At 70.6% G+C, this 26,137-nt stretch carries 22 protein-coding genes and 3 pseudogenes; 10 read left to right on the top strand and 15 right to left on the bottom strand.

The genetic code is table 11. From position 1 onward, the window contains the following. Window positions 1-7 precede the first annotated feature (7 nt). Window positions 8-445: an ATP-binding protein gene (locus AB0I94_RS16535; protein ID WP_363310268.1), complete on the bottom strand. Its 438-nt coding sequence runs from the start codon at window positions 443-445 to the stop codon at window positions 8-10. Between the two features lie 113 nt (window positions 446-558). Further along, complete coding sequence (bldG, locus tag AB0I94_RS16530; protein ID WP_003975386.1) at window positions 559-900, bottom strand: anti-sigma factor antagonist BldG; 342 nt, start codon at window positions 898-900, stop codon at window positions 559-561. Between the two features lie 80 nt (window positions 901-980). Between bldG and AB0I94_RS16525 the strand changes: the two genes are divergently transcribed. Next, complete coding sequence (locus AB0I94_RS16525) at window positions 981-3,434, top strand: DEAD/DEAH box helicase (protein ID WP_363310267.1); 2,454 nt, start codon at window positions 981-983, stop codon at window positions 3,432-3,434. A 189-nt stretch (window positions 3,435-3,623) separates the two neighbouring features. Here the strand turns inward: AB0I94_RS16525 and AB0I94_RS16520 are convergent. The 7 genes and pseudogenes from AB0I94_RS16520 to ssd form a co-directional block, all read right to left on the bottom strand. Then, window positions 3,624-3,995, bottom strand: a pseudogene (locus AB0I94_RS16520) (Rv3654c family TadE-like protein); the annotation flags it as partial. After that, window positions 3,992-4,384, bottom strand: coding sequence for a TadE family type IV pilus minor pilin (locus AB0I94_RS16515; RefSeq protein WP_363310266.1), 393 nt, complete (start codon window positions 4,382-4,384; stop codon window positions 3,992-3,994). The pseudogene AB0I94_RS16520 and the gene AB0I94_RS16515, both read right to left, overlap by 4 nt. Then, window positions 4,371-4,574 carry a DUF4244 domain-containing protein gene (locus AB0I94_RS16510; protein WP_363310265.1) on the bottom strand — a complete coding sequence of 68 codons (204 nt, stop codon included), beginning with the start codon at window positions 4,572-4,574 and terminating at the stop codon, window positions 4,371-4,373. The genes AB0I94_RS16515 and AB0I94_RS16510 overlap by 14 nt, the downstream gene beginning before the upstream one ends. Window positions 4,575-4,633: 59 nt before the next feature. Beyond that, window positions 4,634-5,419, bottom strand: coding sequence for a type II secretion system F family protein (locus AB0I94_RS16505; RefSeq protein ID WP_363310264.1), 786 nt, complete (start codon window positions 5,417-5,419; stop codon window positions 4,634-4,636). Further along, on the bottom strand, window positions 5,416-6,261 hold the full coding sequence (locus tag AB0I94_RS16500; RefSeq protein ID WP_363310263.1) for a type II secretion system F family protein: 846 nt from the start codon (window positions 6,259-6,261) through the stop codon (window positions 5,416-5,418). The genes AB0I94_RS16505 and AB0I94_RS16500 overlap by 4 nt, the downstream gene beginning before the upstream one ends. After that, on the bottom strand, window positions 6,258-7,433 hold the full coding sequence (locus tag AB0I94_RS16495; RefSeq protein WP_363310262.1) for a TadA family conjugal transfer-associated ATPase: 1,176 nt from the start codon (window positions 7,431-7,433) through the stop codon (window positions 6,258-6,260). Before AB0I94_RS16495 ends, AB0I94_RS16500 begins: the two co-directional genes overlap by 4 nt. Then, the gene (ssd, locus tag AB0I94_RS16490; RefSeq protein ID WP_363310261.1) at window positions 7,430-8,590 is read right to left on the bottom strand and encodes a septum site-determining protein Ssd; all 1,161 of its coding nucleotides are present in this window, start codon (window positions 8,588-8,590) and stop codon (window positions 7,430-7,432) included. The genes AB0I94_RS16495 and ssd overlap by 4 nt, the downstream gene beginning before the upstream one ends. Window positions 8,591-9,109: 519 nt before the next feature. Between ssd and AB0I94_RS16485 the strand changes: the two genes are divergently transcribed. Further along, the gene (locus AB0I94_RS16485; RefSeq protein ID WP_363310260.1) at window positions 9,110-9,949 is read left to right on the top strand and encodes an HAD-IB family hydrolase; all 840 of its coding nucleotides are present in this window, start codon (window positions 9,110-9,112) and stop codon (window positions 9,947-9,949) included. 310 nt (window positions 9,950-10,259) lie between these two features. Here AB0I94_RS16485 and AB0I94_RS16480 read toward each other — a convergent pair whose 3' ends face one another. Next, complete coding sequence (locus AB0I94_RS16480; RefSeq protein ID WP_363310259.1) at window positions 10,260-11,075, bottom strand: oxidoreductase; 816 nt, start codon at window positions 11,073-11,075, stop codon at window positions 10,260-10,262. A 101-nt stretch (window positions 11,076-11,176) separates the two neighbouring features. Between AB0I94_RS16480 and AB0I94_RS16475 the strand changes: the two genes are divergently transcribed. Beyond that, a complete protein-coding gene (locus tag AB0I94_RS16475) occupies window positions 11,177-12,157 on the top strand; it encodes an ATP-binding protein (protein ID WP_363310258.1) in 981 nt (326 codons plus the stop codon). Between the two features lie 28 nt (window positions 12,158-12,185). Here AB0I94_RS16475 and AB0I94_RS16470 read toward each other — a convergent pair whose 3' ends face one another. After that, window positions 12,186-13,466 (bottom strand): hypothetical protein, encoded by a 1,281-nt coding sequence (locus AB0I94_RS16470; protein ID WP_363310257.1) that lies wholly within the window; start codon window positions 13,464-13,466, stop codon window positions 12,186-12,188. A gap of 396 nt (window positions 13,467-13,862) precedes the next feature. Between AB0I94_RS16470 and AB0I94_RS16465 the strand changes: the two genes are divergently transcribed. The 6 genes and pseudogenes from AB0I94_RS16465 (at window position 13,863) to AB0I94_RS16440 (ending at window position 21,869) form a co-directional block, all read left to right on the top strand. Next, window positions 13,863-16,256, top strand: coding sequence for a SulP family inorganic anion transporter (locus tag AB0I94_RS16465; protein ID WP_363310256.1), 2,394 nt, complete (start codon window positions 13,863-13,865; stop codon window positions 16,254-16,256). Window positions 16,257-16,305: 49 nt separating this feature from the next. Next, window positions 16,306-18,359 (top strand): annotated as a pseudogene (gene acs / locus AB0I94_RS16460) (acetate--CoA ligase). A gap of 234 nt (window positions 18,360-18,593) precedes the next feature. Continuing rightward, window positions 18,594-20,003: a Na+/H+ antiporter NhaA gene (nhaA, locus tag AB0I94_RS16455; protein WP_363310255.1), complete on the top strand. Its 1,410-nt coding sequence runs from the start codon at window positions 18,594-18,596 to the stop codon at window positions 20,001-20,003. A gap of 99 nt (window positions 20,004-20,102) precedes the next feature. Then, entirely contained in the window at window positions 20,103-20,609 is a 507-nt protein-coding gene (locus AB0I94_RS16450) for a phage holin family protein (RefSeq protein ID WP_363310254.1), read from the top strand. Then, on the top strand, window positions 20,606-21,553 hold the full coding sequence (locus AB0I94_RS16445; protein ID WP_363310253.1) for an alpha/beta hydrolase: 948 nt from the start codon (window positions 20,606-20,608) through the stop codon (window positions 21,551-21,553). Before AB0I94_RS16450 ends, AB0I94_RS16445 begins: the two co-directional genes overlap by 4 nt. A gap of 127 nt (window positions 21,554-21,680) precedes the next feature. Next, window positions 21,681-21,869: a hypothetical protein gene (locus AB0I94_RS16440; protein WP_363310252.1), complete on the top strand. Its 189-nt coding sequence runs from the start codon at window positions 21,681-21,683 to the stop codon at window positions 21,867-21,869. Between the two features lie 69 nt (window positions 21,870-21,938). Here the strand turns inward: AB0I94_RS16440 and AB0I94_RS16435 are convergent, their stop codons facing one another. From AB0I94_RS16435 to nth, 3 genes are read right to left on the bottom strand one after another with little or no spacing between them, the layout of a single operon-like run. Further along, window positions 21,939-23,141, bottom strand: coding sequence for a MarP family serine protease (locus AB0I94_RS16435; RefSeq protein WP_363310251.1), 1,203 nt, complete (start codon window positions 23,139-23,141; stop codon window positions 21,939-21,941). Between the two features lie 49 nt (window positions 23,142-23,190). Continuing rightward, window positions 23,191-23,988 (bottom strand): CoA pyrophosphatase, encoded by a 798-nt coding sequence (locus tag AB0I94_RS16430; protein WP_363310250.1) that lies wholly within the window; start codon window positions 23,986-23,988, stop codon window positions 23,191-23,193. A gap of 55 nt (window positions 23,989-24,043) precedes the next feature. Then, window positions 24,044-25,024: an endonuclease III gene (nth, locus tag AB0I94_RS16425; protein ID WP_363310249.1), complete on the bottom strand. Its 981-nt coding sequence runs from the start codon at window positions 25,022-25,024 to the stop codon at window positions 24,044-24,046. A 311-nt stretch (window positions 25,025-25,335) separates the two neighbouring features. Here nth and AB0I94_RS16420 point away from each other — a divergent pair, with 311 nt between their 5' ends. Then, on the top strand, window positions 25,336-26,010 hold the full coding sequence (locus AB0I94_RS16420; protein ID WP_016642758.1) for a Crp/Fnr family transcriptional regulator: 675 nt from the start codon (window positions 25,336-25,338) through the stop codon (window positions 26,008-26,010). A 40-nt stretch (window positions 26,011-26,050) separates the two neighbouring features. Here the strand turns inward: AB0I94_RS16420 and AB0I94_RS16415 are convergent. Next, window positions 26,051-26,137 (bottom strand): annotated as a pseudogene (locus AB0I94_RS16415) (Crp/Fnr family transcriptional regulator); the annotation flags it as partial.

Here is a 26,137-nt window from a genome sequence, read left to right as displayed (position 1 = left end):
AACCGGCTCAGACGAGCGGCGCCGGGGCCGTCGGCCACGTCATCCGGATGAGACCACCGCCCTCGCCGACGGTGACCTCCACGTCGTCCACGAGCCCGCTGATGACGGCGAGACCCATCTCGTCCTCACCCTCGGCCTCCAGATCGTCGGCCGTACCGGACCCCGAGCCGGATGCCCGGTCGCCGGGAGTCGCGTGGGGGGCCTCGTCACCGACCTCGATGGAGAACTGCTTCTCGTCCTCGATCAGGGCCACTCGCACCGGCGCCGAGACGCCGTTGCTCTGGTGCAGCCCGACGGCGCGCGTGCAGGCCTCGCCGACAGCGAGCCTGACCTCGTCGAGGACGGCCTCGTCCACTCCGGCCCTGCGCGCGACCGCCGCCGCCACGAGCCGAGCGGTTCTGACGTGCTCGGGCAGCGCGCTGAATCGGAGTTCAACGGTGGCCATGCATCCCCCTCGGACATACGCGCGTGCTGTCAGGGGGCCGGGCCGAGGGCCCGGTCCCCTGCTGTTCTGCCACCCCCGGGCCGCGCAAGCAGCCGACCCGGGGCATCCGGCTCTCAGTCGGTGGCCGCGACCGCTTCCTCGACCGAGGTGTGAATGGGGAACACCTTGGTCAGGCCGGTGATGCGGAAGATCTTCAAAATGCGTTCCTGGTTGCAGACCAGGCGCAGCGAGCCCTCATGGGCACGCACCCGCTTCAAGCCGCCGACCAGTACGCCGAGCCCGGTGGAGTCGAGGAAATCCACGCCCTCCATGTCGACGACCAGGTGGAAACTGCCGTCGTTCACCAACTCGACCAACTGTTCGCGCAACTTGGGCGCGGTATAGACATCGATTTCGCCACCGACCTCGACGACCGTACGATCGCCGACGGTACGGGTCGACAGGGACAGGTCCACGGAACCTCCAGCACCTTGCTATCGAGCGGTCATCCCTCGGGACACCTCGGCAGAGCCCCCAGGACGGATCGCCAGCCGCGATGGCATTCAATCACTTACAGGCAGGCGTGCACGACGCCTTGGGACCATTGTCCATCCCGCCAGTGACACACTCGGTGCCGATGGCCAACTTTTCCCCACCGGGAAGACCCGCTGCGGGCGCCCCGGTACGCACGTCTCCACGGACGGTCCTGGACCGGCTCACCGCGGGGCCGAGCCGTGCTTCGCGCGTCACTCATACGGAGCACTTGCCCCCGCGCGAGGCCCGGTATGCAGTCTGGCCTGATCGCGTCCGTTCGGAAGTCGTCGCCGCGGTCCGGTCGGCCGGGATCGAGCACCCCTGGGCCCACCAGGCGCTCGCCGCCGAGCACGCCCTGGACGGCGAGTCGGTCATCGTCGCCACCGGTACCGCGTCGGGAAAGTCGCTGGCGTATCTCACCCCCGTGCTCTCCGCCCTCCTGGACGGCTCCGAAGCCCCCAACGGGCGTGGCGCGACCGCGCTGTACCTGGCCCCGACGAAGGCCCTGGCCGCCGACCAGCGCCGGGCCGTGCGCGAGCTGGCGGCGCCCCTCGGCAACGCGATCCGCCCCGCCGTGTACGACGGCGACACCCCCGTCGAAGAACGCGAATGGGTACGTCAGTACGCCAACTACGTCCTGACCAACCCCGACATGCTGCACCGCGGGATACTCCCCTCCCACCCCCGCTGGTCCTCCTTCCTGCGCGCTCTGCGCTATGTCGTCATCGACGAGTGCCACACCTACCGCGGCGTCTTCGGCTCCCACGTCGCCCAGGTCCTGCGCCGCCTGCGCCGCCTCTGCGCCCGCTACGGCTCCGATCCCGTCTTCCTCCTCGCCTCCGCCACCTCCGCCGACCCGGCCATCGCCGCGGAACGCCTCACCGGACTCCCCGTGAAGGAGGTCGCCGACGACGCCTCTCCGCGCGGCGAGCTCGTCTTCGCCCTCTGGGAGCCTCCGCTCACCGACCTCCACGGCGAGAAGGGCGCACCGGTCCGCCGCACCGCCACCGCCGAGACGGCGGACCTGCTGACCGACCTCACAGTCCAGGGCGTCCGCTCGGTCGCCTTCGTACGGTCGCGGCGCGGCGCCGAGCTGATCTCGGTGATCGCCCAGGAACGCCTCGCCGAGGTCGACCGTTCCCTCGTCCACCGCGTGGCCGCCTACCGGGGTGGTTATCTCCCCGAGGAACGCCGCGCCCTGGAGCGAGCGCTGCACTCCGGGGAGCTCCTCGGCCTCGCGGCCACCACCGCCCTCGAACTCGGCGTGGACGTCTCCGGCCTCGACGCCGTGATCATCTCCGGCTATCCGGGGACCCGCGCCTCGCTCTGGCAGCAGGCGGGCCGCGCCGGGCGCTCCGGGCAGGGCGCGCTGGCCGTCCTCGTCGCCCGCGACGACCCGCTGGACACGTATCTCGTCCACCACCCCGAGGCGCTGTTCCGGCAGCCGGTGGAGTCGACGGTCCTCGACCCCGACAATCCGTACGTCCTCGCGCCCCACCTCTGCGCGGCCGCCGCGGAACTTCCGCTCACGGACGACGACCTGGCCCTCTTCGGCCCGGCCACGGAGGACCTGCTCCCGCAGTTGGAGGCCGCGAAGCTGCTGCGCCGCCGTACGAAGGCCTGGCACTGGACCCGCAGGGAGCGGGCCGCCGACCTCACCGACATCCGCGGCGAGGGTGGGAAGCCCGTCCAGATCGTCGAGGAGGGCACGGGCCGGCTGCTCGGCACCGTCGACGCGTCCGCCGCGCACACCGCCGTCCACGAGGGTGCGGTCCACCTTCACCAAGGGCGTACGTATCTCGTGCGCCGTCTGGACCTGGAGGACTCGGTCGCCCTGGTCGAGGAGGCCGGTCCGCCGTACTCCACGACCGCTCGCGACACCACGGCCATCTCCATCCTGGAGACGGACACCGAAATCCCCTGGGGCTCCGGCCGCCTCTGTTACGGCTCCGTCGAGGTCACCAACCAGGTCGTGTCCTTCCTGCGTCGCAGGCTGATCACCGGCGAGGTCCTCGGCGAGACGAAGCTGGACCTGCCGCCCCGCACCCTGCGCACCCGCGCGGTGTGGTGGACGGTCACCGAGGACCAGCTCGACGCCGCCCGGATCAATCCGGAGATCCTCGGCGGCGCCCTGCACGCCGCCGAACACGCCTCCATCGGCATGCTGCCGCTCTTCGCGACCTGCGACCGGTGGGACATCGGTGGCGTCTCCGTGCCGCTGCATCCGGACACGCTCCTGCCGACCGTCTTCGTGTACGACGGCCACCCCGGCGGCGCGGGCTTCGCCGAGCGCGCCTTCCACACGGCCCGCGAGTGGCTGACCGCCACCCGGCAGGCCATCGCCTCCTGCGAGTGTGAGGCCGGCTGCCCCTCCTGCATCCAGTCCCCGAAGTGCGGCAACGGCAACGACCCGCTGCACAAACGCGGCGCGATCCGACTCCTCACCACGCTCCTCAAGGACGCGCCCACGCCTTGAAGGACCGCGTGTCGCGCGCCCCGGGTCTCGCACCGGGCCGACACGCCGGGACATGGGCCCCGCCCTCGCCTCAGGCCACCGCCCAGCAAGCGCCACAAGGGGGCCTGAGAGCCCTCCGGTGGCTCGCGGGGGCTTGTCCTCCGGCTGCCATCCGGTAGGCGTCACAGCCCCTGTTGCGGGCTCCCGCGTCGGAGCGACCGGACCCGCCGGGCCCGCCCGGGATCTGACCTCCGTCACGAACGGGCCGAAGCCCGCCGCCGCGGTGACGTCCGAGATTTCGCCGTGCACCGCGCACCGCACGAGGCTCGCCCCCTGAACCTCGGCCACCCGGCCGGCCCTCGCGCACGCCCCGGAACGCCCCTCCGTCCAGTGGTCTGCGGCCGCCAGTGCCGCCAAGTCGGCCGCGCCGCCGGCTCGATGGCGGGCCACGATCACCTGCCCCATCGCGAGGACCGCGCCGCACACCACGCAGAGCACAGCCATCACGACGACGACCCACACCGTGGCGGCTCCCCGGTCCGAGGCGGGCCCGGCAGCCCGCCATCCGGCCCGCCCCCTCACGCGCCCACCCCCACCGTCTCCTCCGCCAACGCCACCGCCTCCGACCGCAGCCGCAGCCCGAGCCCCAGCGCCCCAGGCCCCGGCGAGTCCGCCACGACCGCCACCCGCACCAGATCGCCGTCACGTCGCACCGTCACCGCCGCACCCCGCGGCGCCGCCTGCCGAGCCGCCGCCACCGCCGCGCTCTCGGGGTCCTGCCGGGCCATCGCACGCGCCCCGGCCCGTGCCGCGTCCACGCACTGGATCTGCGCGGACGCGGTCAGCAAGGCCCAGATCAGCGCCATCGTGAACAGCACGAGCGTGGGCAGCACCACGGCCGCCTCAGCCGTCACGAAGCCTTGGTCCCCAGCGCGGCCCCGGCCGCCCCGCGCCCGCTCAGAACTGGACATCGAGTGCCTTCTCCACGACCGCCTGCAACGCCGCCCTGACCTGCCCGCTCGTCACCACCTTGTAGAGCAGTCCGGCGAACCCCACCGCCGCGATGAGCCCCATCGCGTACTCCGAGGTGACCATCCCCGCGTCCCTGCGCACCGCGCGCGACCTGACCTTCAACGCCCGCGCATACAGCTGTGCCCACATCTCAACCCCCTTGAAATTTCCGTACGTTCCGTCATCGAGACATCAATCCGTCGAGCTGCTCAGACGCCGCTCAGCAACCCGCCTGCCAGGCCGATCAGCACAGGCAGCACCCCCACCGCGATGAACGCCGGCAAGAAGCACAGCCCCACCGGTGCCGTCATCAGCACTCCGGCCCTGCGCGCCGCCGCCGTTGCCGCGCGACTCCGTTCCGCCCTGCAGTCCGCTGCGAGACGCGCCACCGGTTCGGCCGCCGGAGCCCCCGAGTCCCCCGCCCGCTCCAGCAGGCGGGCCAACGCGCCCGCGCCCGGTATAGCGCCCAACCGCCGCCACGCGTCGCCTGGTTCACCGCCCAGCCGCACCTCCGCGGCCCCCTGCGCGAGCCGCTCCCCGACCGGCCCCTTCAACGCGTCGCCGACAGCCTGGGCGGCCACGACGGGCCCCGCGCCCGCAGCGACACAGGCCGCCAACAGGTCAGCGGCCAGCGGCAGTTGCCGCGCGGCCTCCGCCGCGTCGAGCTCAGCGACGCGCGCCCCTCGCCCCCGCCACCAACGCCACACCCCGTACCCGGCGCCCACCCCCACCAGGCACCCCGCGACACCGCCCACCAGCACCCACCCGGCACTCACAGCCCCGGCCACCGCCAGCCACCCCCGCACCACGCCCCGACACCGGACCCAATGCCTCCGCGGATCCTCCGGCAGCCGCTCCACCAACCCCAGCACGGCTCCCGTACGCCCCCGAACCGCCCGCTCACGACGCACCGCGAGCGCGGCCGACATCAGCCACCACACGGCCGCCACACCCCACGCGGCGACCCCCAGCCTGTGGACAACAACAAGGCTCATCGCTCCTCCGCCCCCCGTACGATCCGCAGCGCCCACCACACGCCGGCTCCCTCCAAGGCCCCGCCCACCGCAAGGCATCCGAGCCCCGCTCCCGTATGCAGCAACACCCGCAAGGGCTCCGCGCCCAGCGCGCTCCCCATGAGCAGCCCGAGGACCGGCAGCCCCGCGAGCATCACCGCCGTAGACCGGGCGCCCGCCAACTGGGCCCGCAGGTCAGCGCGCTGGTCCCGCTCCACCCGTAGCGCGCCCTCCAGCCGCTCGAGCCCCGCCGCGAGCCCGGCGCCGCGGTCCACCGCCACCCGCCAGCACGCCGCGAGCCCCACGAGCCCCTGCGACCCCGGCTCCCGCGCCGCCTCCTCCAGCGCCCCCGGCACATCCCCGCCGAACCGCGCCGCCGCCAGCACTCCGGCCCGCGCCTCACCGAGCCCGGCACCAGCCCCGGCCGCCGCGGTCCTCAACGCCTCCCCCGGCTGCCGCCCGGCCCGCACCTCGCCCGCGAGCGCCCCGCACAGCGCGATCACCTCGGTGGCCCGGCGCTCCTCTTCGAGCCGGGCGTCCCTGCCCCGCCGCACGCGCCGTATCAGCGGGACCCCGGCCGTTCCCAGGACCAGCGGCAGCAAGGACTCCCCGAGCAGCGCGACAACCGCCCCACCCGCCAAAGACCACCACTCGTGCCCCACCCGGCCGCCGACGCGAAGCACCGCCCGCCGCCATGCCGAAGGCTCCGCCAAGGCTTCGCGCCCGAGCACCGCCCGCGTCCGCCGCCGCTCCCGGTCCCGCCCGAGCACCAGCCAGGCCGAGCCTCCCGCGCACACAGCCGCCGCCACACCCACCGCGCTCATCCCTCACCACTCCAACCCGCGGTCGACAAAAGCGAGTTCAGCCGCTCCCAGCCCCTCTCCCGGACGAACTCCTTCTCGCCCCACCGAAGGGCCGGCACCGTCACCACGAGGCCGGAGGGGTCGCGTTCCAGGACATGCACCTCGGCGATGCGCCGCCGACCCGCCCGGTCCCGTACGAGATGGAGCACCACGGACAGCCCCGCAGCCACTTGGCTGTGGAGGGCCGCCCGGTCGAGCCCCGCCGCCGTCCCGAGCGCCTCAAGACGGGCGGGCACATCCCCCGCGGCGTTGGCGTGGACCGTGCCGCAGCCGCCCTCATGTCCCGTGTTCAGAGCGGCCAGGAGGTGGACCACCTCCGGGCCCCGCACCTCGCCCACGACCAGCCGGTCGGGGCGCATCCGCAGCGCTTGCCGCACCAGGTCGTCGAGGCCGACCTGACCGGCCCCCTCCTGGTTCGCGGGCCTGGCCTCCAGGCGCACCACGTGGGGGTGATCGGGGCGCAGCTCCGCCGAATCCTCGGCGAGCACGATCCGCTCCCCCGGCCCGACAAGGCCGAGAAGGGCGCTCAGCAGCGTCGTCTTGCCCGAACCCGTCCCGCCGCTGATCAAGAACGAGAGCCGGGCGTCGAGCAGTGCCCGCAGCACCCGGGCCCCGTCCGGCGGCACCGTCCCCGCCGCGGTCAGTTCCGCGAGGGTGAAGGCCCGGGGGCGTACGACACGCAAGGAGAGGCAGGTCGATCCGACGGCGACCGGGGGCAGCACCGCGTGGAGACGGGTGCCGTCCGGAAGCCGTGCGTCCACCCAGGGCCTGGCGTCGTCGAGCCGGCGTCCCGCCACGGCCGCGAGCCGCTGTGCGAGCCGCCGCACCGCCGCCGCGTCCTCGAAGGACACCCCGGTCAGCTCAAGGCCTCCGCCGCGGTCCACCCACACCCGGTCGGGCGCGGACACCAGCACATCGGTCACCGAGTCGTCCGAGAGCAGCGCCTCCAGGGGCCCCGCGCCCACCAGTTCCGATCGCAGCCGCGCCGCCGTGCCCAGGATTTCCGCGTCGCCGAGCACCCTTCCCTGGGCGCGCAGCGCCTCGGCGACGCGGGCCGGAGTCGGCTCCGTGCCGTTCTCCGCGAGCCACAGGCGCACTCCGTCCAGCATCCTGGCCCCGACGACGGCGCTCATGAGCCGCCTCCGGTGGCGTCGACCGGGACCCGGTCCCAGAAGGCCGTGCAAAACCGCGCCAGGGGACCTCGCACGGCGCCTCCGGGCGGCACACCCCCGGCTTGCGCGGCCAACAGATCCGCTTCCCGTGGCAGTTCGCCGACGAGCGGCAGCCCGAGCAGCCGCGCGACCTCCTCCGCCTCGAAGCCCCCCAGGCCGTCGTGGACCCCGACGCCGTCGCGTCCGCCGCCTCCCGCGCGACCGGTGCCGCCCCTGCCGACCACCACCCGCAGGTCCCGCAGCACCATTCCCACCGCCGAGGCGACCCGCCGGGCCCCCGCGACGGCGCGCAGCTCCGCGGGAACCACCAGGAGCCCCAGGTCTACCTGGGCCAGCGCCTCGGCCACTCCTTCGTCCACGCGGCGCGGCAGGTCCACGACCACCACGCCTCCCCGCCTGCGGGCCGCGGCGACCACCGCCCGCATGGCCTCGGGCGGAATGACCACCGCATCGCCCCGATCCCAGCTCAGGACCCGCAGGGAGTGCAGCTCGGGCAGTGACTCCTCCAGCGCGCCCCCGCCGACCCGACCCCTGGACTGCGCGAAGGCGGGCCAGCGGAGTCCGTCGGCCGCCTCGCCGCCGAGCAGCACATCGAGCCCGCCACCGAGTGGGTCGGCGTCCACCAGCATCGTGCGCCGCCCCGCGCGGGCCGCCGTGACGGCAAGGGCGCAGGCCAGCGTCGAGGCGCCGGCTCCTCCGCTGCCGCCGATCACCCCCACCGTGAGAGCGGGCCGCCCCACGCCCTCGGCGACATCGGCGATGCGGTCCACCAGCCATCGCTCGCCGTCGGGCAGGACCAGCACATGATCGGCGCCGATCTCCACCGCGCGCTGCCATACCCCGGAGTCGTCCTGGTCCCGCCCGACCAGCACGACCCCGCGCCTGCGCGCGGCGCCCCGCACCCGGTGCACCGCGTCGTCCCCGACCAGCACCAGCGGGGCCGCGTCCCAGCCGCCTCTGCGCTCCGGCACGCCGTGCTGCACCTCGGGCCGCGCCCCCGCGGCGGCGCACAGCCGCAGCAGGTCGTCCAGCAGGTCCACGTCCTCCGTGACGATCAGCGGTCCGCCTTGCCGTCCGTCGGACGACGGCGACCCGTCACGTGTCATCACTCCAGCCACGATCTCCAGCCCCCTCTCACTGCAAGCCCGTTGAATGCCGCGTTCCACATCAGCGATGAGTCGGCCAAAGCAATCCGGCCATGAACTTCGCGTGCAGAACCAGCGGAATCAGCGTGCAGCGGTCCTGGATAACGTGTGGATCTTGGTCAATAACTGTGGACAAGACGCAGGCTGTGAATATCCCCTTCACCCATACCGGTGACATCTCGAAGGCTTCCACAGAGCAGCCTCACGGCTACACACGGTGACGAATCTTGAGCATGCGAAAGATCGTCGAAACAGCCGTCAGACGGCGCCTGGCGATCAGATGAGGTTCGAAAGGGGCCCGGAAAACCCATCCGGACATGCGACGACCCCCGCCGGGGGGGAGAGCGGGGGTCGTCCCCACGGTCCGACTCGGGGGGGGAGGAGCCAGACCGGGTTAGCACGGTCGCGAACGATCCGTGACTTCCATGGTGTACCCGAGAGCCTTCTCAGGCAAACCCACGCGCCTCACCTTACGCCGAATGGTGGGCGCCTATGCTCGCTCTTGTGGAAAACCACTCCTTGCCTCGCACAGCCGCCTTCTTTGACCTGGACAAGACGGTCATTGCGAAGTCGAGCACACTCACCTTCAGCAAGTCGTTCTACCAAGGCGGGCTGATCAACCGCAGGGCGGTTCTGCGAACCGCATATGCACAGTTCGTCTTCCTCGCCGGCGGAGCCGATCACGACCAGATGGAGCGGATGCGCGAGTACCTGTCCGCGCTGTGCCGCGGATGGAACGTGCAGCAGGTCAAGGAAATCGTCGCGGAGACGCTGCACGACCTGATCGACCCGATCATCTACGACGAGGCGGCGTCCCTCATCGAGGAGCACCACACCGCAGGCAGGGACGTCGTCATCGTCTCCACCTCGGGCGCCGAAGTCGTGGAGCCGATCGGCGAACTGCTCGGCGCCGACCGGGTGGTGGCGACCCGGATGGTGGTCGGCGACGACGGCTGCTTCACCGGCGAGGTGGAGTACTACGCCTATGGCCCCACCAAGGCGGCCGCGATCAAGGAGCTCGCGAGGACCGAGGGGTACGACCTCGACCGCTGCCACGCCTACAGCGACTCGGCGACCGACATCCCCATGCTCGAGTCCGTGGGGTACCCGCACGCGGTCAACCCCGATCGCGCACTGCGTCGTGAGGCTCTCGCGCGCGGGTGGCCGATTCTCGACTTCCACCGCCCGGTCCGGCTCAAGGAACGGCGCCAGAAGCCGTCCCGGCCCGCTCTCGTCGCGGTGGCAGCCGTGAGCGCCGCGGCGGCCACAGCGGGCCTTGTGTGGTTTGTGAGCCGTCGCAGGAGTTCACGCGCCCGATTCACCCTCGTTTGAACCTAAAAGTAAAGAAGTAGCGCCAGGACTTCCGCTCACCCCAGGACAGGAGTACAAAGGAGTCAACGGCCCGCGAGACCAAGGACATCCGAGAGGATGACCTTTAAACGCAATCAAGGCCCCACGGACCGAAGCATGAACACCGAGCACCCACGCGACGTCGACCCGTCGATTACGGGCCAGCCGCACCAGGTGACGGGCAAAGTTCCCGACCTGATGGGCAACCTTCGAGGACGCTTGGTAACCCGGTGAACATGCCAGCGGCGGTACGAGAGTTCTTCGTACCGCCGCAACCCTGTGTCCGGGCCCTTCAGGCCGCGCCGCGCTGCATCGCCTCGCAGACCGCCGTCGACTCCCTGGCCCCCAGTTCCACCGCACGCCCGCAGTGGGCGATCCAGGCCGCCATACCCTCCGGCGTCCCGGACGCGTAGCCGTCGAGCGCCCCTACGTAGGCCGCGCGCCCCTGTTCCGCGTGGCCCGCCTCGGCCGGGCAGACGGACTTCGGGTCGAGGCCGCTGCCCACCAGGACGATGCGCTCGGCCGCCCTCGCGACCAGCCCGTTGTACGAGCCGAAGGGGCGCAGGCTGAGCAGTTCCCCGTGCACCACGGCCGCGGTCACGAGCGCCGGCGCCGAGCCACCCGCGATGATCAGCTGCGAAAGGGCCTCCAGGCGGCCCGCAACCTCGTCCGAGGCAGGCACCTCCAGCTCGACCAGCGGCTCGTCGACCGGCTCGCCCGCCAGACGGGGCCGCCCCGCCGTCTCGTCGTTCTCCGCTGCGGCCACCAGGTGGAGGCGCGCGAGGACCCGGAGCGGTGACTGGCGCCAGATGGACAGGAGTTGACCGGCTTCCGCGGTCAACCGCAGGGCCGCGCCGATCGTGCGGGCCTCGCCGTCGCCGCCGAAGTCGCTGCGCCGGCGTACCTCTTCGAGTGCCCAGTCGGCACCGGAGAGCGCCGCCGAGCCGCGTGCGCCGCGCAGCGCCGCCTCCGAGGTGATCTCATTGCTGCGGCGCCGCATGATCCGGTGGCCGTAGACCCGGTCCACGGCCTTGCGCACGGAGTCCACGGAGTCGGCCACGCCGGGCAGTGCGCCCAGGGCCGCGAGCGGATCGGCTGTCGTACTCATGAGTACGACCCTACGCACCCCCGGCGCCCGCTCCACGAAGGAGTGGTCTTCTTCACGCCGCATCGATACGGCAGGTGATCGTCCGGCTACCCTTGGTGAACATGAAGATCGCTTTCGTAGGGAAGGGCGGCAGCGGGAAGACCACGCTGTCCTCGCTCTTCATCCGACACCTCGCCGCCGCCGGAGCACCGGTCCTCGCGGTGGACGCCGACATCAACCAGCACCTGGGCCCCGCGCTCGGGCTCGACGAGGCGGACGCCGCCGCCCTGCCCGCCATGGGCGGGCGCCTCCCTCTGATCAAGGACTATCTGCGCGGCTCCAACCCGCGGATCGCCTCCGCCGACACGATGATCAAGACGACACCGCCCGGTGAGGGCTCGCGGATCCTGCGGGTGTGCGAGGACAACCCCGTGTACGACGCGTGCGCGCGGCCGGTGGAACTCGACGACGCGGCCGTGCGTTTGATGGTCACAGGGCCGTTCACCGAAGCCGACCTCGGTGTCGCCTGCTACCACTCCAAGACGGGAGCGGTGGAGCTGCTCCTGAACCACCTGGTCGACGGGCGCGACGAGTACGCGGTCGTCGACATGACCGCGGGTTCGGACTCCTTCGCGTCCGGCATGTTCACGCGTTTCGACATGACGTTCCTGGTGGCCGAGCCGACCCGCAAGGGGGTCTCCGTCTATCGCCAGTACAAGGAATACGCACGTGACTTTGGCATCGGTCTCGCGGTCGTCGGCAACAAGGTGCAGGGCCAGGACGACATCGACTTCCTGCGCGAGCAGGTCGGCGACGACCTCCTGGTGACGGTCGGGCACTCGGACTGGGTGCGCGCCATGGAGAAGGGCCGCCCGCCCCGGTTCGAGTTCCTGGAGGACGACAACCGCCGCGCCCTGCAGGCACTTCAGAGCGCCGTCGACGCCTCGTACGACCGCAGGGACTGGGAGCAGTACACCCGTCAGATGGTCCACTTCCACCTGAAGAACGCGCAGAGCTGGGGCAACGAACGAGTCGGCGCCGACCTGGCTGCCCAGGTCGACCCCGACTTCGTACTGCGTGAGCGAACCGTCGCCACGGCCTGAACTGGCCGAAGGGGGCTGCGGCGAAGGGCTACGGCTTGTCCGCCGGAGCGCCCGGTACACCCTTCGGGGCCGGTGCGGGCTGGGCGGAGAGGAAGGACGCCCAGCCCTCCTTCGGGGCCTTGCCGACCGGGAGCTTGGTGAGGCGCTCCAGGGTCTGCGGGTCCTGGGCGTCGAGCCAGTCGGCGAGTTGGCGGAAGGAGACGCAGCGCACGCCGCGCTTGGTGCAGACCGTCTCGATCGTCTCCTCGATGGCGCGCATGTACGTGCCGCCGTTCCAGGACTCGAAGTGGTTGCCGATGATCAGCGGGGCACGGTTGCCCTTGTAGGCGCGGTCGAAGCCCTCGAGCAGGCCGTCGCGCATCTGGTCACCCCAGTACTCGTGCTTGCTGGGGTCGCCCTGCGACGTCGTGCCGGACTGGTTCACCATGAAGTTGTAGTCCATGGTCAGCGTCTCGAACTTGCGGCCGGGGATGGGGACCAGCTGCATCGACAGGTCCCAGAGCCCCTCTTTCTTCTTGGGCCACACCTGGTTGTTGACGCCGCTGGTGTCGTAGCGGAAGCCCAGATCGCGTGCCGCCCGCATGAAGTTCTTCTGGCCTTCGAGGCAAGGAGTGCGGGCGCCGATCAGTTCCTTGTCGTAGTCGAAGGGCAGCGGCTGCGCCTTCTTCATCCCCGTGTTCGTCTTCCAGGCCTTCACGAAGGACTTGGCCTGGCTGATCTCGCTCTTCCAGTCGTCGACCGACCACTCGCCCACCCCGCGGCCGGCGCCGCAGAAGTGGCCGTTGAAGTGGGTGCCCACTTCGTTGCCCTCCAGCCAGGCGCCGCGGAGCTGCTTCACGGTCTCCTTGATTCCCTTGCGGTCGTTGAAGCCGATGTCCGAGCTGCCGACCTGATGCCCCGGCGGATCGTAGAGCTTCCGCTTCGCCTCAGGAAGCATGTACACGCCGCTGAGGAAGTACGTCATCGTGGCGTCGTTCCGCTTGGCCACCTTGCGGAAGTGCGAGAAGAGCTTCTGGCTGTCCTCGCCCGCGCCGTCCCAGGAGAAGACCACGAACTGGGGCGGCTTCTGGCCGGGTCTCAGCCGCTCGGGCTTGGGCAGGTGCGGCTGACGTCCGGTGAAGGCGGTGGAGCCGTCGCCGATCATGCGGACCGCACTCTTGGGGGCCGGGGCGGGAGACGCCTTCTTGGCGCCCGGTGCGCCTGCCTTGGTGCCGGTGTCGCCGCTGGAGCAACCGGCCAGTACCGCGACACAGGCCACGAGGGCGGTGGTGCCCGCGGCGATCCGCTGGGTCCTATGGGTGGCGGCCATCTTCCGCCCACCTTCTTCCTTCAAGTCGGCTTCGAACGGGGCACGGCTGCAGGGGCGCTGCAGGGAGCCCGCGGGGCGCTTCAGGGCTCATCCACGGAAGCCGGTTGGAGTCATTTGTCCGGAAATGAGCCGCAGCGCCGCCAACGTCGCATGGGGCCATGAGCCACGTGGTACGACAAGCCGACAAAATGCTTTATTCACCCTCCGGAGTGATCTAATGCCCCATTTGCTCTGTTTGTCTATCCACGACCTTTACTCTCCATTACGATTCGTTTACCGAGAGTTGAGAATCCCGCCGCTGCAACGCCGTGACCCACGGCCGCGACCCCGCCCTCCGGTGACCCCCGGAGAGCCCCCTGTCCCGCGACCGCGCCGCCCCGGAGGAGACGGGAAAACATGTCTGCCTGCGTCCCCACCCATGCCACCGACTCGGCCCACGCCTCACGCGACCACGAGCCCCACGCGCCGCCGCCCGGCAAGTTCCGTAAGTTCCGCATCGCCGGCGCCGACGTCTCCGCGTCGATCGCCGTCTTCCTGATCGCTCTTCCGCTGTCCCTCGGTATCGCGCTCGCCACCGGAGCGCCGCTTCAGGCGGGCCTGGTCGCCGCCGCCGTCGGCGGCCTGGTCGCCGGATGGGTCGGAGGATCACCGCTGCAGGTCAGCGGCCCCGCCGCAGGGCTCACGGTCGTCACCGCCGACCTCATCCAGCAGTACGGCTGGCGGACCACCTGCGCCATCACCGTTCTCGCCGGGCTCTGCCAACTCGGCCTCGGCTGCCTGCACGTGGCCCGCACCGCGCTCGCCGTCAGCCCAGCCGTCGTACACGGCATGCTGGCCGGCATCGGTGTCACCATCGCCGTCGCCCAGCTGCACATCGTGCTCGGCGGCACCCCGCAGAGCTCCGTCGTCGACAACCTCCGTGGCCTGCCCGCCCAGTTGGCCGACCTTCATCCGGCGGCGCTGTCGATCAGCCTGCTGACCCTGGCGGTCCTGCTGCTCTGGCCGCGGATCCCCGGGCGTACGGGCAAAGCCCTCCGTGTCGTACCGGCTCCCCTGGTCTGCGTCGCCGCGGCCACGGCCGTCGCCGTGGTCGCCGGGCTGAGCGTGGCCAAGGTCGACCTGCCGTCGTGGCGCAGTCACGCGCTGCTCGGCATGCCGGAGGGGCCCGCCCTCGGGCTCGTCGCCGCCGTCCTCACGGTCACGCTGGTCTGCAGCGTGCAGTCACTGCTCGGCGCCGTCGCCGTGGACAAGCTCGTCTCCGCGCGGCGAGACCCGCGCGCCGGCGGTATCCGCTCCGACCTCGACCGCGAACTGCTCGGCCAGGGCGCCGCCAACGCCGTGTCCGGAGCGCTCGGCGGGCTCCCCGTCGCCGGGGTCGCGGTGCGCAGCGTGGCCAATGTACGAGCGGGCGCCGTCAGCCGGAACTCCACGATGCTGCACGGCGTTTGGGTAGTAGTGGCCGCCCTGCTGCTGGTCCCCCTGCTTGAGCTGATCCCGCTCGCCGCGCTGGCCGCCCTGGTGATGGCGGTCGGCATCCAGATGGTGAACCTGAACCACATCCGCACCATCACCCGCCACCGCGAGATCCTCGTGTACACCACCACGACACTCGGCGTCGTCCTCCTCGGTGTGCTCGAAGGCGTGGCCATCGGTGTCGCCGTCGCCGTGGCCGTCGCGCTGCACCGCCTCGCCCGCACCCGGATCACCCACACCGAAGAGGACGGTGTCCACCACGTGCGCGTGCGCGGGCAGTTGACCTTCCTTGCCGTGCCGCGCCTCAGCAGGGCACTGCATCTTGTGCCCCACGGCGCTTCGGCCATCATCGAGCTGGACGGATCGTTCATGGACCACGCGGCATACGAAGCGCTGCAGTGCTGGCAGGACGCGCACACCGCGCAGGGCGGCACCGTCGAGGTGACCGGGCGCGCCGGGACGCGGATGGCCGAACCCGCGAAGGGCTATCCCTCGCTCGACCGGGGCCGGGAGCCTGGCGGAGCGTCGCACTCCTGTTGCCGCCCTTGGACGGCCTGGCGCAACCACCACTGCGACCGCCCCCAGGAAGTTCCGCAGGGCGAGACGCGACCCAGCGGGCATCAACTGGCGAGCGGGATCAGCGCGTTCCAGCGGAACACGGCGCCGCACGTGCGCGGGGAGCTTGCCCGGCTCGCACGCGAGGGACAGCAGCCCTCGCAGCTCTTCCTGACCTGCGCCGACTCCCGGCTCGTCACGTCGATGATCACGTCGAGCGGCCCAGGCGACCTCTTCGTCGTCCGGAACGTCGGCAACCTCGTCCCGCTGCCGGGCGCCGAGAGCGGCGACGACTCGGTGGCCGCGGCGATCGAGTACGCGGTGGACGTGCTGCAGGTGCGGTCCATCACGGTGTGCGGGCACTCCGGGTGCGGGGCGATGCAGGCGCTGCTCACCACTCCGCCCGGGGGCGCCCAGACGCCCCTGAAGCGGTGGCTGCGGCACGGGGTGCCGAGCCTCGAGCGCATGGCCGCGCACGAGAAGGAGGGCTGGGCGCGGCTCGCCGGGCGGGCCCCCGCCGACGCGGTCGAGCAGCTCTGCCTGACCAATGTGGTCCAGCAGTTGACGCATCTGCGCGGCCACGAGTCCGTGGCGCGGCGCGTGGCCGAGGGCTCCCTAGAACTGCATGGCATGTACTTCCATGTCGGCGAGGCGCAGGCCTATCTGCTGACCGACAGCCCGGACGACGTATTCGACCAGGTGACACCGTCACCGCATCAGGGAGAACCGCGCGAGGAACCGCCAGGGCGAGTAAAGGTCTAAACCAATTTTCGGCAAGCTCTTGTCACCAGGGGTTCCGGTCTGATGAGCTGTGGCTTTGGACACAACGGACACCCTGGGAATGGGAGATGTCGTGAGCAACGAAAGCCTGGCCAACCTTCTGAGGAAGGCGAGGGAAGTATGAGCGAGCCGTCCTCCCTCTCCAACCTTCTTAAAGAAGAGCGAAGGTTCGCGCCGCCGGCCGACCTGGCGGCCAACGCCAACGTCACCGCGGAGGCGTACGAACAGGCCAAGGCTGACCGGCTCGGCTTCTGGGCCGAGCAGGCCCGCCGGCTGACCTGGGCCACCGAGCCGACCGAGACACTCGACTGGACGAACCCGCCGTTCGCGAAGTGGTTCGCCGACGGCAAGCTCAACGTCGCGTACAACTGCGTCGACCGTCACGTCGAGGCGGGCAACGGCGACCGTGTGGCGATCCACTTCGAGGGTGAGCCCGGCGACAGCCGGGCCATCACCTACGCCGAACTCAAGGACGAGGTGAGCCGGGCCGCCAACGCGCTGACCGAGCTGGGCGTCCGGCAGGGCGACCGCGTCGCCGTCTATCTGCCGATGATCCCCGAGGCCGTCGTGTCGATGCTGGCCTGTGCCCGCATCGGTGCCGCGCACTCCGTGGTCTTCGGCGGCTTCTCCGCCGACGCCATCGCCACGCGCGTGAAGGACGCCGACGCCAAAGTCGTCATCACCTCCGACGGCGGCTACCGCAGGGGCAAGCCCGCAGCCCTGAAGCCCGCGGTCGACGACGCCGTGTCGCGCGAGGGCAGCTCCGTCGAGCACGTCCTCGTCGTGCGCCGCACCGGCCAGGACGTGGCGTGGACCGAGGGCCGCGACGTGTGGTGGCACGAGCTCACCGAGCGCCAGTCCGCCGAGCACACGCCGGAGGCCTTCGACGCCGAGAACCCCCTCTTCATCCTCTACACGTCGGGTACGACGGGTAAGCCGAAGGGCATCCTCCACACCTCCGGCGGCTATCTCACGCAGGCCGCTTACACCCACCACGCCGTCTTCGACCTCAAGCCGGAGACCGACGTCTACTGGTGCACGGCGGACATCGGCTGGGTCACCGGGCACTCGTACATCACGTACGGCCCGCTGGCGAACGGCGCGACGCAGGTCATGTACGAGGGCACGCCCGACACCCCGCACCAGGGGCGCTTCTGGGAGATCGTCCAGAAGTACGGCGTGACGATCCTCTACACCGCGCCGACGGCCATTCGTACGTTCATGAAGTGGGGCGACGACATCCCCGCGAAGTTCGACCTCTCCAGCCTGCGGGTCCTCGGGTCGGTCGGTGAGCCGATCAACCCCGAGGCCTGGATGTGGTACCGGAAGAACATCGGCGCCGACAAGTGCCCCATCGTGGACACCTGGTGGCAGACCGAGACCGGCGCCATGATGATCTCGCCGCTGCCGGGCGTGACCGAGACCAAGCCGGGCAGCGCCCAGCGCGCCCTGCCCGGCATCGCCGCGACCGTCGTCGACGACGAGGCGCGCGAAGTGCCGGACGGCGGTGGCGGCTACCTCGTCCTGACCGAGCCGTGGCCGTCGATGCTGCGGACCATCTGGGGCGACGACCAGCGCTTCCTCGACACGTACTGGTCGCGCTTCGAAGGCAAGTACTTCGCCGGGGACGGCGCCAAGAAGGACGAGGACGGCGACATCTGGCTCCTCGGCCGGGTGGACGACGTGATGCTCGTGTCCGGGCACAACATCTCCACCACCGAGGTCGAGTCGGCACTCGTCTCGCACCCGTCGGTCGCCGAGGCCGCGGTCGTGGGCGCCGCGGACGAGACCACCGGCCAGGCCATCGTCGCCTTCGTGATCCTGCGGGGAACCGCCAACGCCGACGACGAGGGCCTCGTGGCGGACCTGCGGAACCACGTCGGCACGACCCTTGGCCCGATCGCCAAGCCGAAGCGCATCCTTCCGGTGGCCGAGCTGCCCAAGACGCGCTCCGGGAAGATCATGCGGCGGCTGCTCCGCGACGTCGCCGAGAACCGCGAGCTGGGTGACGTCACCACGCTCACGGACTCCTCCGTGATGGATCTGATCCAGACCAAGCTGCCGGCCGCGCCGAGCGAGGACTGATCCGCGGGGGCAGCCCGTGCCCCCGCACCCAAGGGCCATCCGGCACCGCGCCGGGTGGCCCTTCTGTGCTTAAAGTGAAGATCACCGGATAGACCTCGCGCACGTCAGGCCCACGTTGAGTACGCTGAGGACCACGTCAACAACGCGACAAGAAGAAGACAAGCAGCAACTGGTGCGCCGGGAAGTCTGGTCGGCAAGTGTTTTGTCCTGCCTACCGACCGGAGGTCGACCCCCGTGGCCGCGCCCGCACCCACCAACACACCCCCCAACAAGCACAAGGTTCTCGGACGGCTCTCGCTGCCCGAACGGAACTTCGTCGCGAACGCGCTGCGTGCCGAGACCGTCGGCGGTGTCCTCCTCCTCGTCGCCGCCGTCACCGCACTGATCTGGGCGAACACCGCCGGCGGATCGTACGAGTCCGTGAGCGGCTTCCACTTCGGGCCCGGCTCCCTCGGCCTCGACCTCTCCATCGAGCACTGGGCGGCCGACGGACTGCTCGCCGTCTTCTTCTTCGTCGCCGGAATCGAACTCAAGCGTGAGCTCGTCGCGGGCGATCTGCGCGACCCGAAGGCCGCCGCGCTGCCCGTCATCGCAGCGCTCTGCGGCATGGCCGCACCCGCTCTCGTGTACGTCCTGGTCAACACGGTCGGCGGTGGCTCCATGGCCGGCTGGGCGGTGCCGACCGCCACGGACATCGCCTTCGCGCTCGCCGTCCTCGCGGTCATCGGCACCTCGCTGCCGTCCGCGCTGCGCGCCTTCCTGCTCACCCTCGCCGTCGTCGACGACCTCTTCGCCATCCTGATCATCGCGGTGTTCTTCACCAGCGACCTCAACTTCGCGGCGCTCGGCGGCGCGGTCGTCGGCCTCGTCGTCTTCTGGCTGCTGCTCCGCAAGAACGTACGAGGCTGGTACGTCTACGTCCCGCTGGCCCTGGTCATCTGGGGGCTGATGTACAACAGCGGCATCCACGCCACGATCGCCGGTGTCGCGATGGGCCTGATGCTGCGCTGCAGCCGCCGCGAGGGCGAGGAGCACTCCCCGGGTGAGCACATCGAGCATCTGGTGCGTCCCCTCTCCGCGGGACTCGCCGTACCGCTGTTCGCGCTGTTCAGCGCCGGTGTCGCGGTGTCGGGCGGCGCACTCGGGGACGTGTTCAGCCAGCCGGAGACGCTCGGCGTGGTGCTCGGCCTCGTGGTCGGCAAGGCGGTCGGCATCTTCGGCGGCACCTGGCTCGCGGCACGGTTCACCAAGGCCGAACTCAACGACGAACTGGCCTGGCCGGACGTCTTCGCGGTCGCCTCGCTGGCCGGTATCGGCTTCACCGTCTCGCTCCTGATCGGCGAACTCGCCTTCACCGATGACCCGCTGCTCACCGACGAGATCAAGGCAGCCGTCCTGATGGGCTCTCTCATCGCGGCCGTGCTTTCCGGGATCCTGCTCAAGATGCGCAATGCCCGTTACCGCGCGCTGTACGACGCCGAGGAGCGCGACGACGACCTCGACGGCATCCCGGACGTGTACGAACAGGACAAGCCGGAGTACCACCTGCGGATGGCCGCGATCTATGAGAAGAAGGCGGCCGAGCACCGCAGGCTTGCCGAAGTGTCGGCCGGGGCACGCGCCGAAGACGACGGTCCGGCATGATCTGAGCAGACTTGACTGCGCAGACTGAGCTGAGCGGTCGTACCGGAACAGACGTATGTGAGCAGGCTTACGCAGGCTTACGGAGAATGGGGAGAAGCGATGAGCGCACCCGACGGGCCCGTCGGCACCGAACGCAGCCTCGGCCAGCTGGTCTCCACGGCGACCAGCGAGATGTCGGCGCTTGTGCACGACGAGATCGCGCTGGCCAAGGCCCAGCTGCGGCAGGACGTCAAGCGGGGTGCGGTAGGCGGTGGCGCGTTCGCCGCGGCGGGGGCGGTGCTGCTCTTCTCGCTGCCGATGCTGAGCTTCGCCCTGGCGTACGGCATCCGCACCTGGAGCGGCTGGAACATGGCCATCTGCTTCGTGCTCTCCTTCGCGGCTAACGTGCTGGTCGCGGGGGTGCTCGCCCTGATCGGCGTCGTCTTCGCCAAGAAGGCCAAGAAGGGCAAGGGTCCGCAGAAGGCCGCCGCTTCGGCCAAGGAGACGGCTGCCGTACTGCAGAACGTGAAGCCGCACCCGCGTTCGATGACCCCCGCGCCCACCGTGGGCGCCACCCTCGACCGTGGCGGTGAGAAGGCTGCGGCTGTGGCACGCTCGTCTTCATGACGGACCCCGCCACGCCCGCCCCCCATCCGGCCCAACCGACGTCACTCGTACGCATCGAAGGACCGTGGACCCACCGGGACGTCGCCGCCAACGGTGCCCGCTTCCACATCGCCGAGATGGGTGATGGGCCGCTCGTGCTGCTCCTGCACGGCTTCCCGCAGTTCTGGTGGACCTGGCGGCACCAGATGGTGGCGCTCGCCGACGCGGGCTTCCGTGCGGTCGCGATGGACCTGCGGGGCGTGGGCGGCAGCGACCGTACGCCGCGCGGTTACGACCCGGCGAACCTCGCGCTCGACATCACGGGCGTCGTGCGGTCGCTCGGTGAGCCGGACGCCGCGCTCGTGGGGCACGACCTCGGCGGGTACCTCGCGTGGACGGCGGCGGTGATGCGCCCCAAGCTGGTGCGCCGTCTCGCCGTCTCCTCGATGCCGCACCCGCGGCGCTGGCGCTCGGCGATGCTGTCGGACCGCAAGCAGACCTCCGCGGCCTCGTACGTGTGGGGGTTCCAGCGGCCGTGGGTTCCGGAGCGTCAACTCGTCGCGGACGACGCCGCTCTGGTGGGGCGTCTGGTGCGGGACTGGTCGGGGCCGCGGCTGCCGGACGACGAGTCGGTGGAGACCTACCGCCGTGCCATGACGATCCCGTCGACGGCGCACTGCTCGGTCGAGCCGTACCGCTGGATGGTGCGGTCGATGGCCCGTCCCGACGGCATCCAGTTCAACCGGCGCATGAAGCGCCCTGTACGCGTTCCCACGCTGCATCTGCACGGCTCGCTCGACCCGGTGATGCGCACACGCAGCGCCGCCGGCTCGGGCGAGTACGTCGAAGCGCCTTACCGGTGGCGGCTGTTCGACGGTCTGGGGCACTTCCCGCAGGAGGAGGACCCTGTCGCTTTCTCCACCGAGCTGGTCAACTGGCTGAAGGATCCCGAGCCGGACCGATAGGCCCGACGAGCCCCGGTTCGGCGCCATGCGAACACCTGTCCTTCGAACGGCCAATTGCCCCCCGCATAGGCCAATTGGGGCCCGTGGGCGCGATTACCGACCTTGGGGCACGGGCACACGTCGGGGTATGGGCTGGACGCACGACTACAGTGACGCAGCACGCAACCGCCGCTCAGCCATCGCGCTGAACAGCCGTGAGAGGGGCGGGCCCCATGATCCGGGCCATGAAGGCCCCGCTCAGGGCATCGGCATTCCCCACATCCTGCGCCGCAGGGCCCGCTGGGTCTCGGCGCGGCTGAGGCATACGCGCGACTGAACAGGCGTACGCGCGGCTGAAGCAAGGCGTACGCGCGGCTGATCCGACCGCTCCCCCGACTGCGCCCCGCTAGAGCGCGCAGCCCTCGCTGTCGACCTCTTGGTTGGCGGTGCGGCCTGCCTCGATGTCCTCGCGGACCTCGTCGGCGGTGAGGGCGTATCCGGTGTCCGGGTCGTCGAGCGACTTCGCGAAGACCACTCCGTAGACCTTTCCTTCGGACGTGAGCAGCGGGCCGCCCGAGTTGCCCTGCCGGACGGTCGCGTAGAGGGAGTACACGTCGCGGCGCACGGTGCCCCGGTGGTAGATGTCGGGGCCGTTGGCCGTGATGCGACCACGCACGCGCGCGGGGCGGACGTCGTACGGACCGTTCTCCGGGAAGCCCGCGACGATCGCGTTGTCACCGCTGACCGCGTCCTTCGACGTGAACTCCAGCGCGGGCGCCTGGAGGGTCGGCACGTCCAGTACGGCGATGTCGCGCTCCCAGTCGTAGAGCACGACCTTCGCGTCGTACGTCCTGCCGTCTCCGCCTATCTGCACCGTCGGCTCGTCCACGCCGCCGACCACGTGGGCGTTGGTCATCACGCGGCGCTCGGAGAAGACGAAGCCGGTGCCTTCCAGGACCTTGCCGCAGCCGCGGGCCTCGCCCTGCACCTTCACGATGGAGCGCCTGGCCTTCGTGGCGACCTCGCTCTTGGCGAGCTTGGGATCGGGAGCCTGGACCTCGGTGATGGGTTCGTTCGAGAACGGGCTGAAGACCTGCGGGAAGCCGTTGCGCGCGAGGACCGACGAGAAGTCCGCGAACCAGGTGTCGGCCTGGTCGGGCAGCGTGCGTGAAACGCCGAGCAGGATCTTGGAGCTGCGCACCTCCTTGCCGACCGTCGGCAGCGTCGTGCCCGCGAGGGCGGAGCCGATCAGCCAGGCGACGAGGAGCATCGCCAGTACGTTGACCAGGGCGCCGCCCGTGGCGTCCAGGGCGCGGGCCGGCTGCCAAGTGATGTACCGGCGGAGCTTGTTGCCCAAGTGCGTGGTGAAGGCCTGGCCGATGGAGGCACAGACGATCACGATGACCACGGCCACGACGGCGGCCGTCGTGCTCACCGTTTCCTCGTCGTCCGTGAGAGCGCCCCAGATGACGGGCAGCAGGTACACCGCGACGAGTCCGCCACCCAGAAACCCGATCACCGACAGGATGCCGACGACGAATCCCTGGCGGTAACCGACGACCGCGAACCACACGGCGGCGACCACCAGAAGGATGTCCAGCACATTCACCGATTCAATCCTCGCCTCGCATCGCGGTCGCCACGTCCCCGCAACCTTGTCATGCGCGCCAGTCGAGCGGCACCTGCTTGGTGCGGTCCCAGGGGCGCTCCCAGCCTGCGAAGTGCAGGATTCTGTCGATCACTCCAGCCGTAAAACCCCAGACCAGAGCGGATTCGACGAGGAAGGCCGGGCCTTGGTGGCCGCTCGGATGAACCGTCGTCGCGCGGTTGTCGGGATCCGTGAGATCGGACACGGGGACCGTGAAGACGCGGGCCGTCTCGGCCGGATCGACGACGCCCACGGGGGTGGGCGTGCGCCACCAGCCGAGCACCGGGGTCACCACGAAGTCGCTCACCGGGATGAAGAGCTTGGGCAGCACGCCGAAGAGCTGGACGCCTCGGGGGTCGAGTCCGGTCTCCTCCTCGGCCTCGCGCAGGGCGGCGCGCAGAGGCCCGTCGTCCAGCGGATCGCCGTCCTCGGGGTCGAGGGAGCCGCCGGGGAAGGAGGGCTGTCCGGCGTGCGCGCGCAGGTTCCCGGAACGCTCCATCAGGAGCAGCTCGGGGCCGCGCGTGCCCTCTCCGAAGAGGACCAGCACGGCGGACTGGCGTCCGGCACCGCTCTTCGGGGGCAGGAAGCGGCTGAGCTGAGTCGCACGGACCGTCTCGGCGGCGCGGGCCACGGGGTCGAGCCAGGCGGGGATGCCCTCGGTGGTGAGGCGCACGGGGCGCACGTGTCCGTTGGGGCTGCCTGCGCCGTGGGGCCCGGCTGTGCCGCCGGGTCCCTGGAAGCCGTTCCCATCGCTCATGTACGTGTCGCTCGTGTCGGTTGTCTGGCTCGTGTCGCTCGCGTGCGTCATCGGCACCCCCGTCCAACTGTGGACAACGCCTGTGAACCCTCGGTTCGTTCCTCGGTCATACGGCGCCCAGCGGGGGCGCGGCCTTCCCCGGATAGTCCGGCGGGGGCTTGAGGCGCTGGCCCGGCAGGCCGCCCATCTCGTACTTCAGGAGCTTCTTCGCCTTCTCGGGGTCGGTCTCGCCCTCTCCGTACGCCGGGCAGAGGTCGGCGATCGGGCAGGCACCGCAGGCAGGCTTGCGGGAGTGGCAGATCCGGCGGCCGTGGAAGATCACGCGGTGCGAGAGCATCGTCCACTCGCTCTTCGGGAAGAGGTCGGCGACCGCGGCCTCGACCTTCACCGGGTCGGTCTCCTCGGTCCACTTCCAGCGCCGGACGAGCCGCCCGAAGTGGGTGTCCACGGTGAGGCCGGGGACTCCGAAGGCGTTCCCGAGCACGACGAACGCGGTCTTGCGTCCTACGCCGGGGAGCTTGACCAGGTCTTCTATGCGGCCGGGGACCTCGCCGCCGTGGTTGTCCCTGAGGGCCGCGGCGAGCCCCATGATCGACTTCGTCTTCGCCCGGAAGAACCCGGTCGGCCGGATCAGCTCTTCGACCTCTTCGGGGCTGGCGGCGGCGAGGTCCTCCGGGGTCGGGTACGCGGCGAAGAGGCGCGGGGTCGTCTGATTCACCCGCAGGTCGGTGGTCTGCGCGGAGAGGACCGTGGCGACGAGCAGCTCGAAGGGGTTCTCGAAGTCCAACTCGGGGTGGGCGTACGAGTACACCTCGGCGAGCTCACGGTTGATGCGGCGGGCCCGGCGGACGAGGGCGGTGTGCGACTCGGGCTTGGCCTTGCCCTTGGCTTTGCTCTGGCCTTCGCCCTTGCCGGCGGGGGTGGCCTTGTTCGCCGGGATGGCCTGCTTGGCTGCGGCGAGCTTCTTGGCCGCGGGGGCGACCTTCTTCGCGGGAGCCGCCTTCTTGGCCGGGGGAGCCGCCTTCTTGGCCGGGGAGGATTTCGTCGCGCCGGTAGTGGCCTGATTCTTCTCCGAAGGCTTGCTCACCGGTGGCACCCTTGTCCCTTTTGTCGCATTCTCTGGCTCAGTGGAAGTATGTTCGCCCACAGCGGAATCTGGGCGGGCTGTCGCCTTCCCAGCCCGTCTGGCCTGTGCTCTCACCGGCTTTTTGGACACCCGGCCAGCCTAGAGCCCGACACTGACATCCGCCCCGGACCTCATGGATCGGCCCCCAATTGGCCCCCTCCCGCACAGCATGCGACGCCAGTGCGGCAGACTTGTGACTGATCACACTGTTTGGACCGTCCGGCAAAATGGGGAACACGGTCCCCTGATGCAGGTCGACAAGGAGAGAACTCGTGGACGACGTTCTGCGGCGCGCCCCGCTCTTCGCGGCGCTCGATGACGAGCAGGCGGCGGAACTCCGCGCCTCCATGAGTGAGGTGACGCTCGCGCGCGGAGATGCGCTTTTCCATGAGGGTGACCCTGGAGACCGCCTTTACGTGGTCACCGAGGGCAAGGTGAAACTTCACCGGACCTCACCCGACGGGCGCGAGAACATGCTCGCGGTGCTCGGCCCCGGCGAGCTCATTGGTGAGCTCTCGCTGTTCGACCCGGGTCCGCGTACGGCCACCGCCTCCGCGCTCACCGAGGTCAAGCTGCTCGGCCTGGGCCACGGCGACCTTCAGCCGTGGCTGAACGCACGGCCCGAGGTGGCCGCGGCGCTGCTGCGTGCCGTCGCTCGGCGCCTGCGCAAGACGAACGACCAGATGTCCGATCTGGTCTTCTCCGACGTGCCCGGGCGTGTGGCCCGTGCTCTTCTCGACCTGTCGCGCCGCTTCGGCGTGCAGTCCGAAGAGGGCATCCACGTCGTGCACGACCTCACGCAGGAAGAGCTGGCCCAGCTGGTCGGCGCGTCCCGCGAGACGGTCAACAAGGCTCTGGCGGACTTCGCCGGGCGCGGCTGGCTCCGGCTCGAGGCTCGCGCGGTGATTTTGCTGGACGTGGAGCGGTTGGCGAAGCGTTCTCGCTGACGCTGTTTCGTACGCGGATGGGGTCCCGCCTCTTTTGAGGCTGGGCCCGCTCTTCCTGCGTGAGGTCGTACACGACGTGGATGCCCTCTTCGGACTGCACGCCGAAGCGGCGCGACAGGTCGAGAAG

Source organism: Streptomyces sp. NPDC050147, assembly GCF_040660195.1.
Lineage (GTDB): Bacteria > Actinomycetota > Actinomycetes > Streptomycetales > Streptomycetaceae > Streptomyces.
This window is presented reverse-complemented; position numbering and strand designations above follow the sequence as displayed.

What these genes read in the sequence shown, in the direction of transcription:
- AB0I94_RS16535 (WP_363310268.1), bottom strand. Translation starts at nt 445, where the DNA reads ATGGCCACCGTTGAACTCCGATTCAGCGCGCTGCCCGAGCACGTCAGA.
- AB0I94_RS16475 (WP_363310258.1), top strand. Translation starts at nt 11,177, where the DNA reads ATGAAGATCGCTTTCGTAGGGAAGGGCGGCAGCGGGAAGACCACGCTG.
- AB0I94_RS16515 (WP_363310266.1), bottom strand. Translation starts at nt 4,384, where the DNA reads ATGTCCAGTTCTGAGCGGGCGCGGGGCGGCCGGGGCCGCGCTGGGGAC.
- AB0I94_RS16480 (WP_363310259.1), bottom strand. Translation starts at nt 11,075, where the DNA reads ATGAGTACGACAGCCGATCCGCTCGCGGCCCTGGGCGCACTGCCCGGC.
- AB0I94_RS16485 (WP_363310260.1), top strand. Translation starts at nt 9,110, where the DNA reads ATGCTCGCTCTTGTGGAAAACCACTCCTTGCCTCGCACAGCCGCCTTC.
- AB0I94_RS16525 (WP_363310267.1), top strand. Translation starts at nt 981, where the DNA reads ATGGCATTCAATCACTTACAGGCAGGCGTGCACGACGCCTTGGGACCA.
- AB0I94_RS16445 (WP_363310253.1), top strand. Translation starts at nt 20,606, where the DNA reads ATGACGGACCCCGCCACGCCCGCCCCCCATCCGGCCCAACCGACGTCA.
- AB0I94_RS16470 (WP_363310257.1), bottom strand. Translation starts at nt 13,466, where the DNA reads ATGGCCGCCACCCATAGGACCCAGCGGATCGCCGCGGGCACCACCGCC.
- AB0I94_RS16430 (WP_363310250.1), bottom strand. Translation starts at nt 23,988, where the DNA reads ATGACGCACGCGAGCGACACGAGCCAGACAACCGACACGAGCGACACG.
- AB0I94_RS16450 (WP_363310254.1), top strand. Translation starts at nt 20,103, where the DNA reads ATGAGCGCACCCGACGGGCCCGTCGGCACCGAACGCAGCCTCGGCCAG.
- AB0I94_RS16500 (WP_363310263.1), bottom strand. Translation starts at nt 6,261, where the DNA reads ATGAGCGCGGTGGGTGTGGCGGCGGCTGTGTGCGCGGGAGGCTCGGCC.
- AB0I94_RS16505 (WP_363310264.1), bottom strand. Translation starts at nt 5,419, where the DNA reads ATGAGCCTTGTTGTTGTCCACAGGCTGGGGGTCGCCGCGTGGGGTGTG.
- AB0I94_RS16510 (WP_363310265.1), bottom strand. Translation starts at nt 4,574, where the DNA reads ATGTGGGCACAGCTGTATGCGCGGGCGTTGAAGGTCAGGTCGCGCGCG.
- AB0I94_RS16440 (WP_363310252.1), top strand. Translation starts at nt 21,681, where the DNA reads ATGGGCTGGACGCACGACTACAGTGACGCAGCACGCAACCGCCGCTCA.
- AB0I94_RS16465 (WP_363310256.1), top strand. Translation starts at nt 13,863, where the DNA reads ATGTCTGCCTGCGTCCCCACCCATGCCACCGACTCGGCCCACGCCTCA.
- AB0I94_RS16495 (WP_363310262.1), bottom strand. Translation starts at nt 7,433, where the DNA reads ATGAGCGCCGTCGTCGGGGCCAGGATGCTGGACGGAGTGCGCCTGTGG.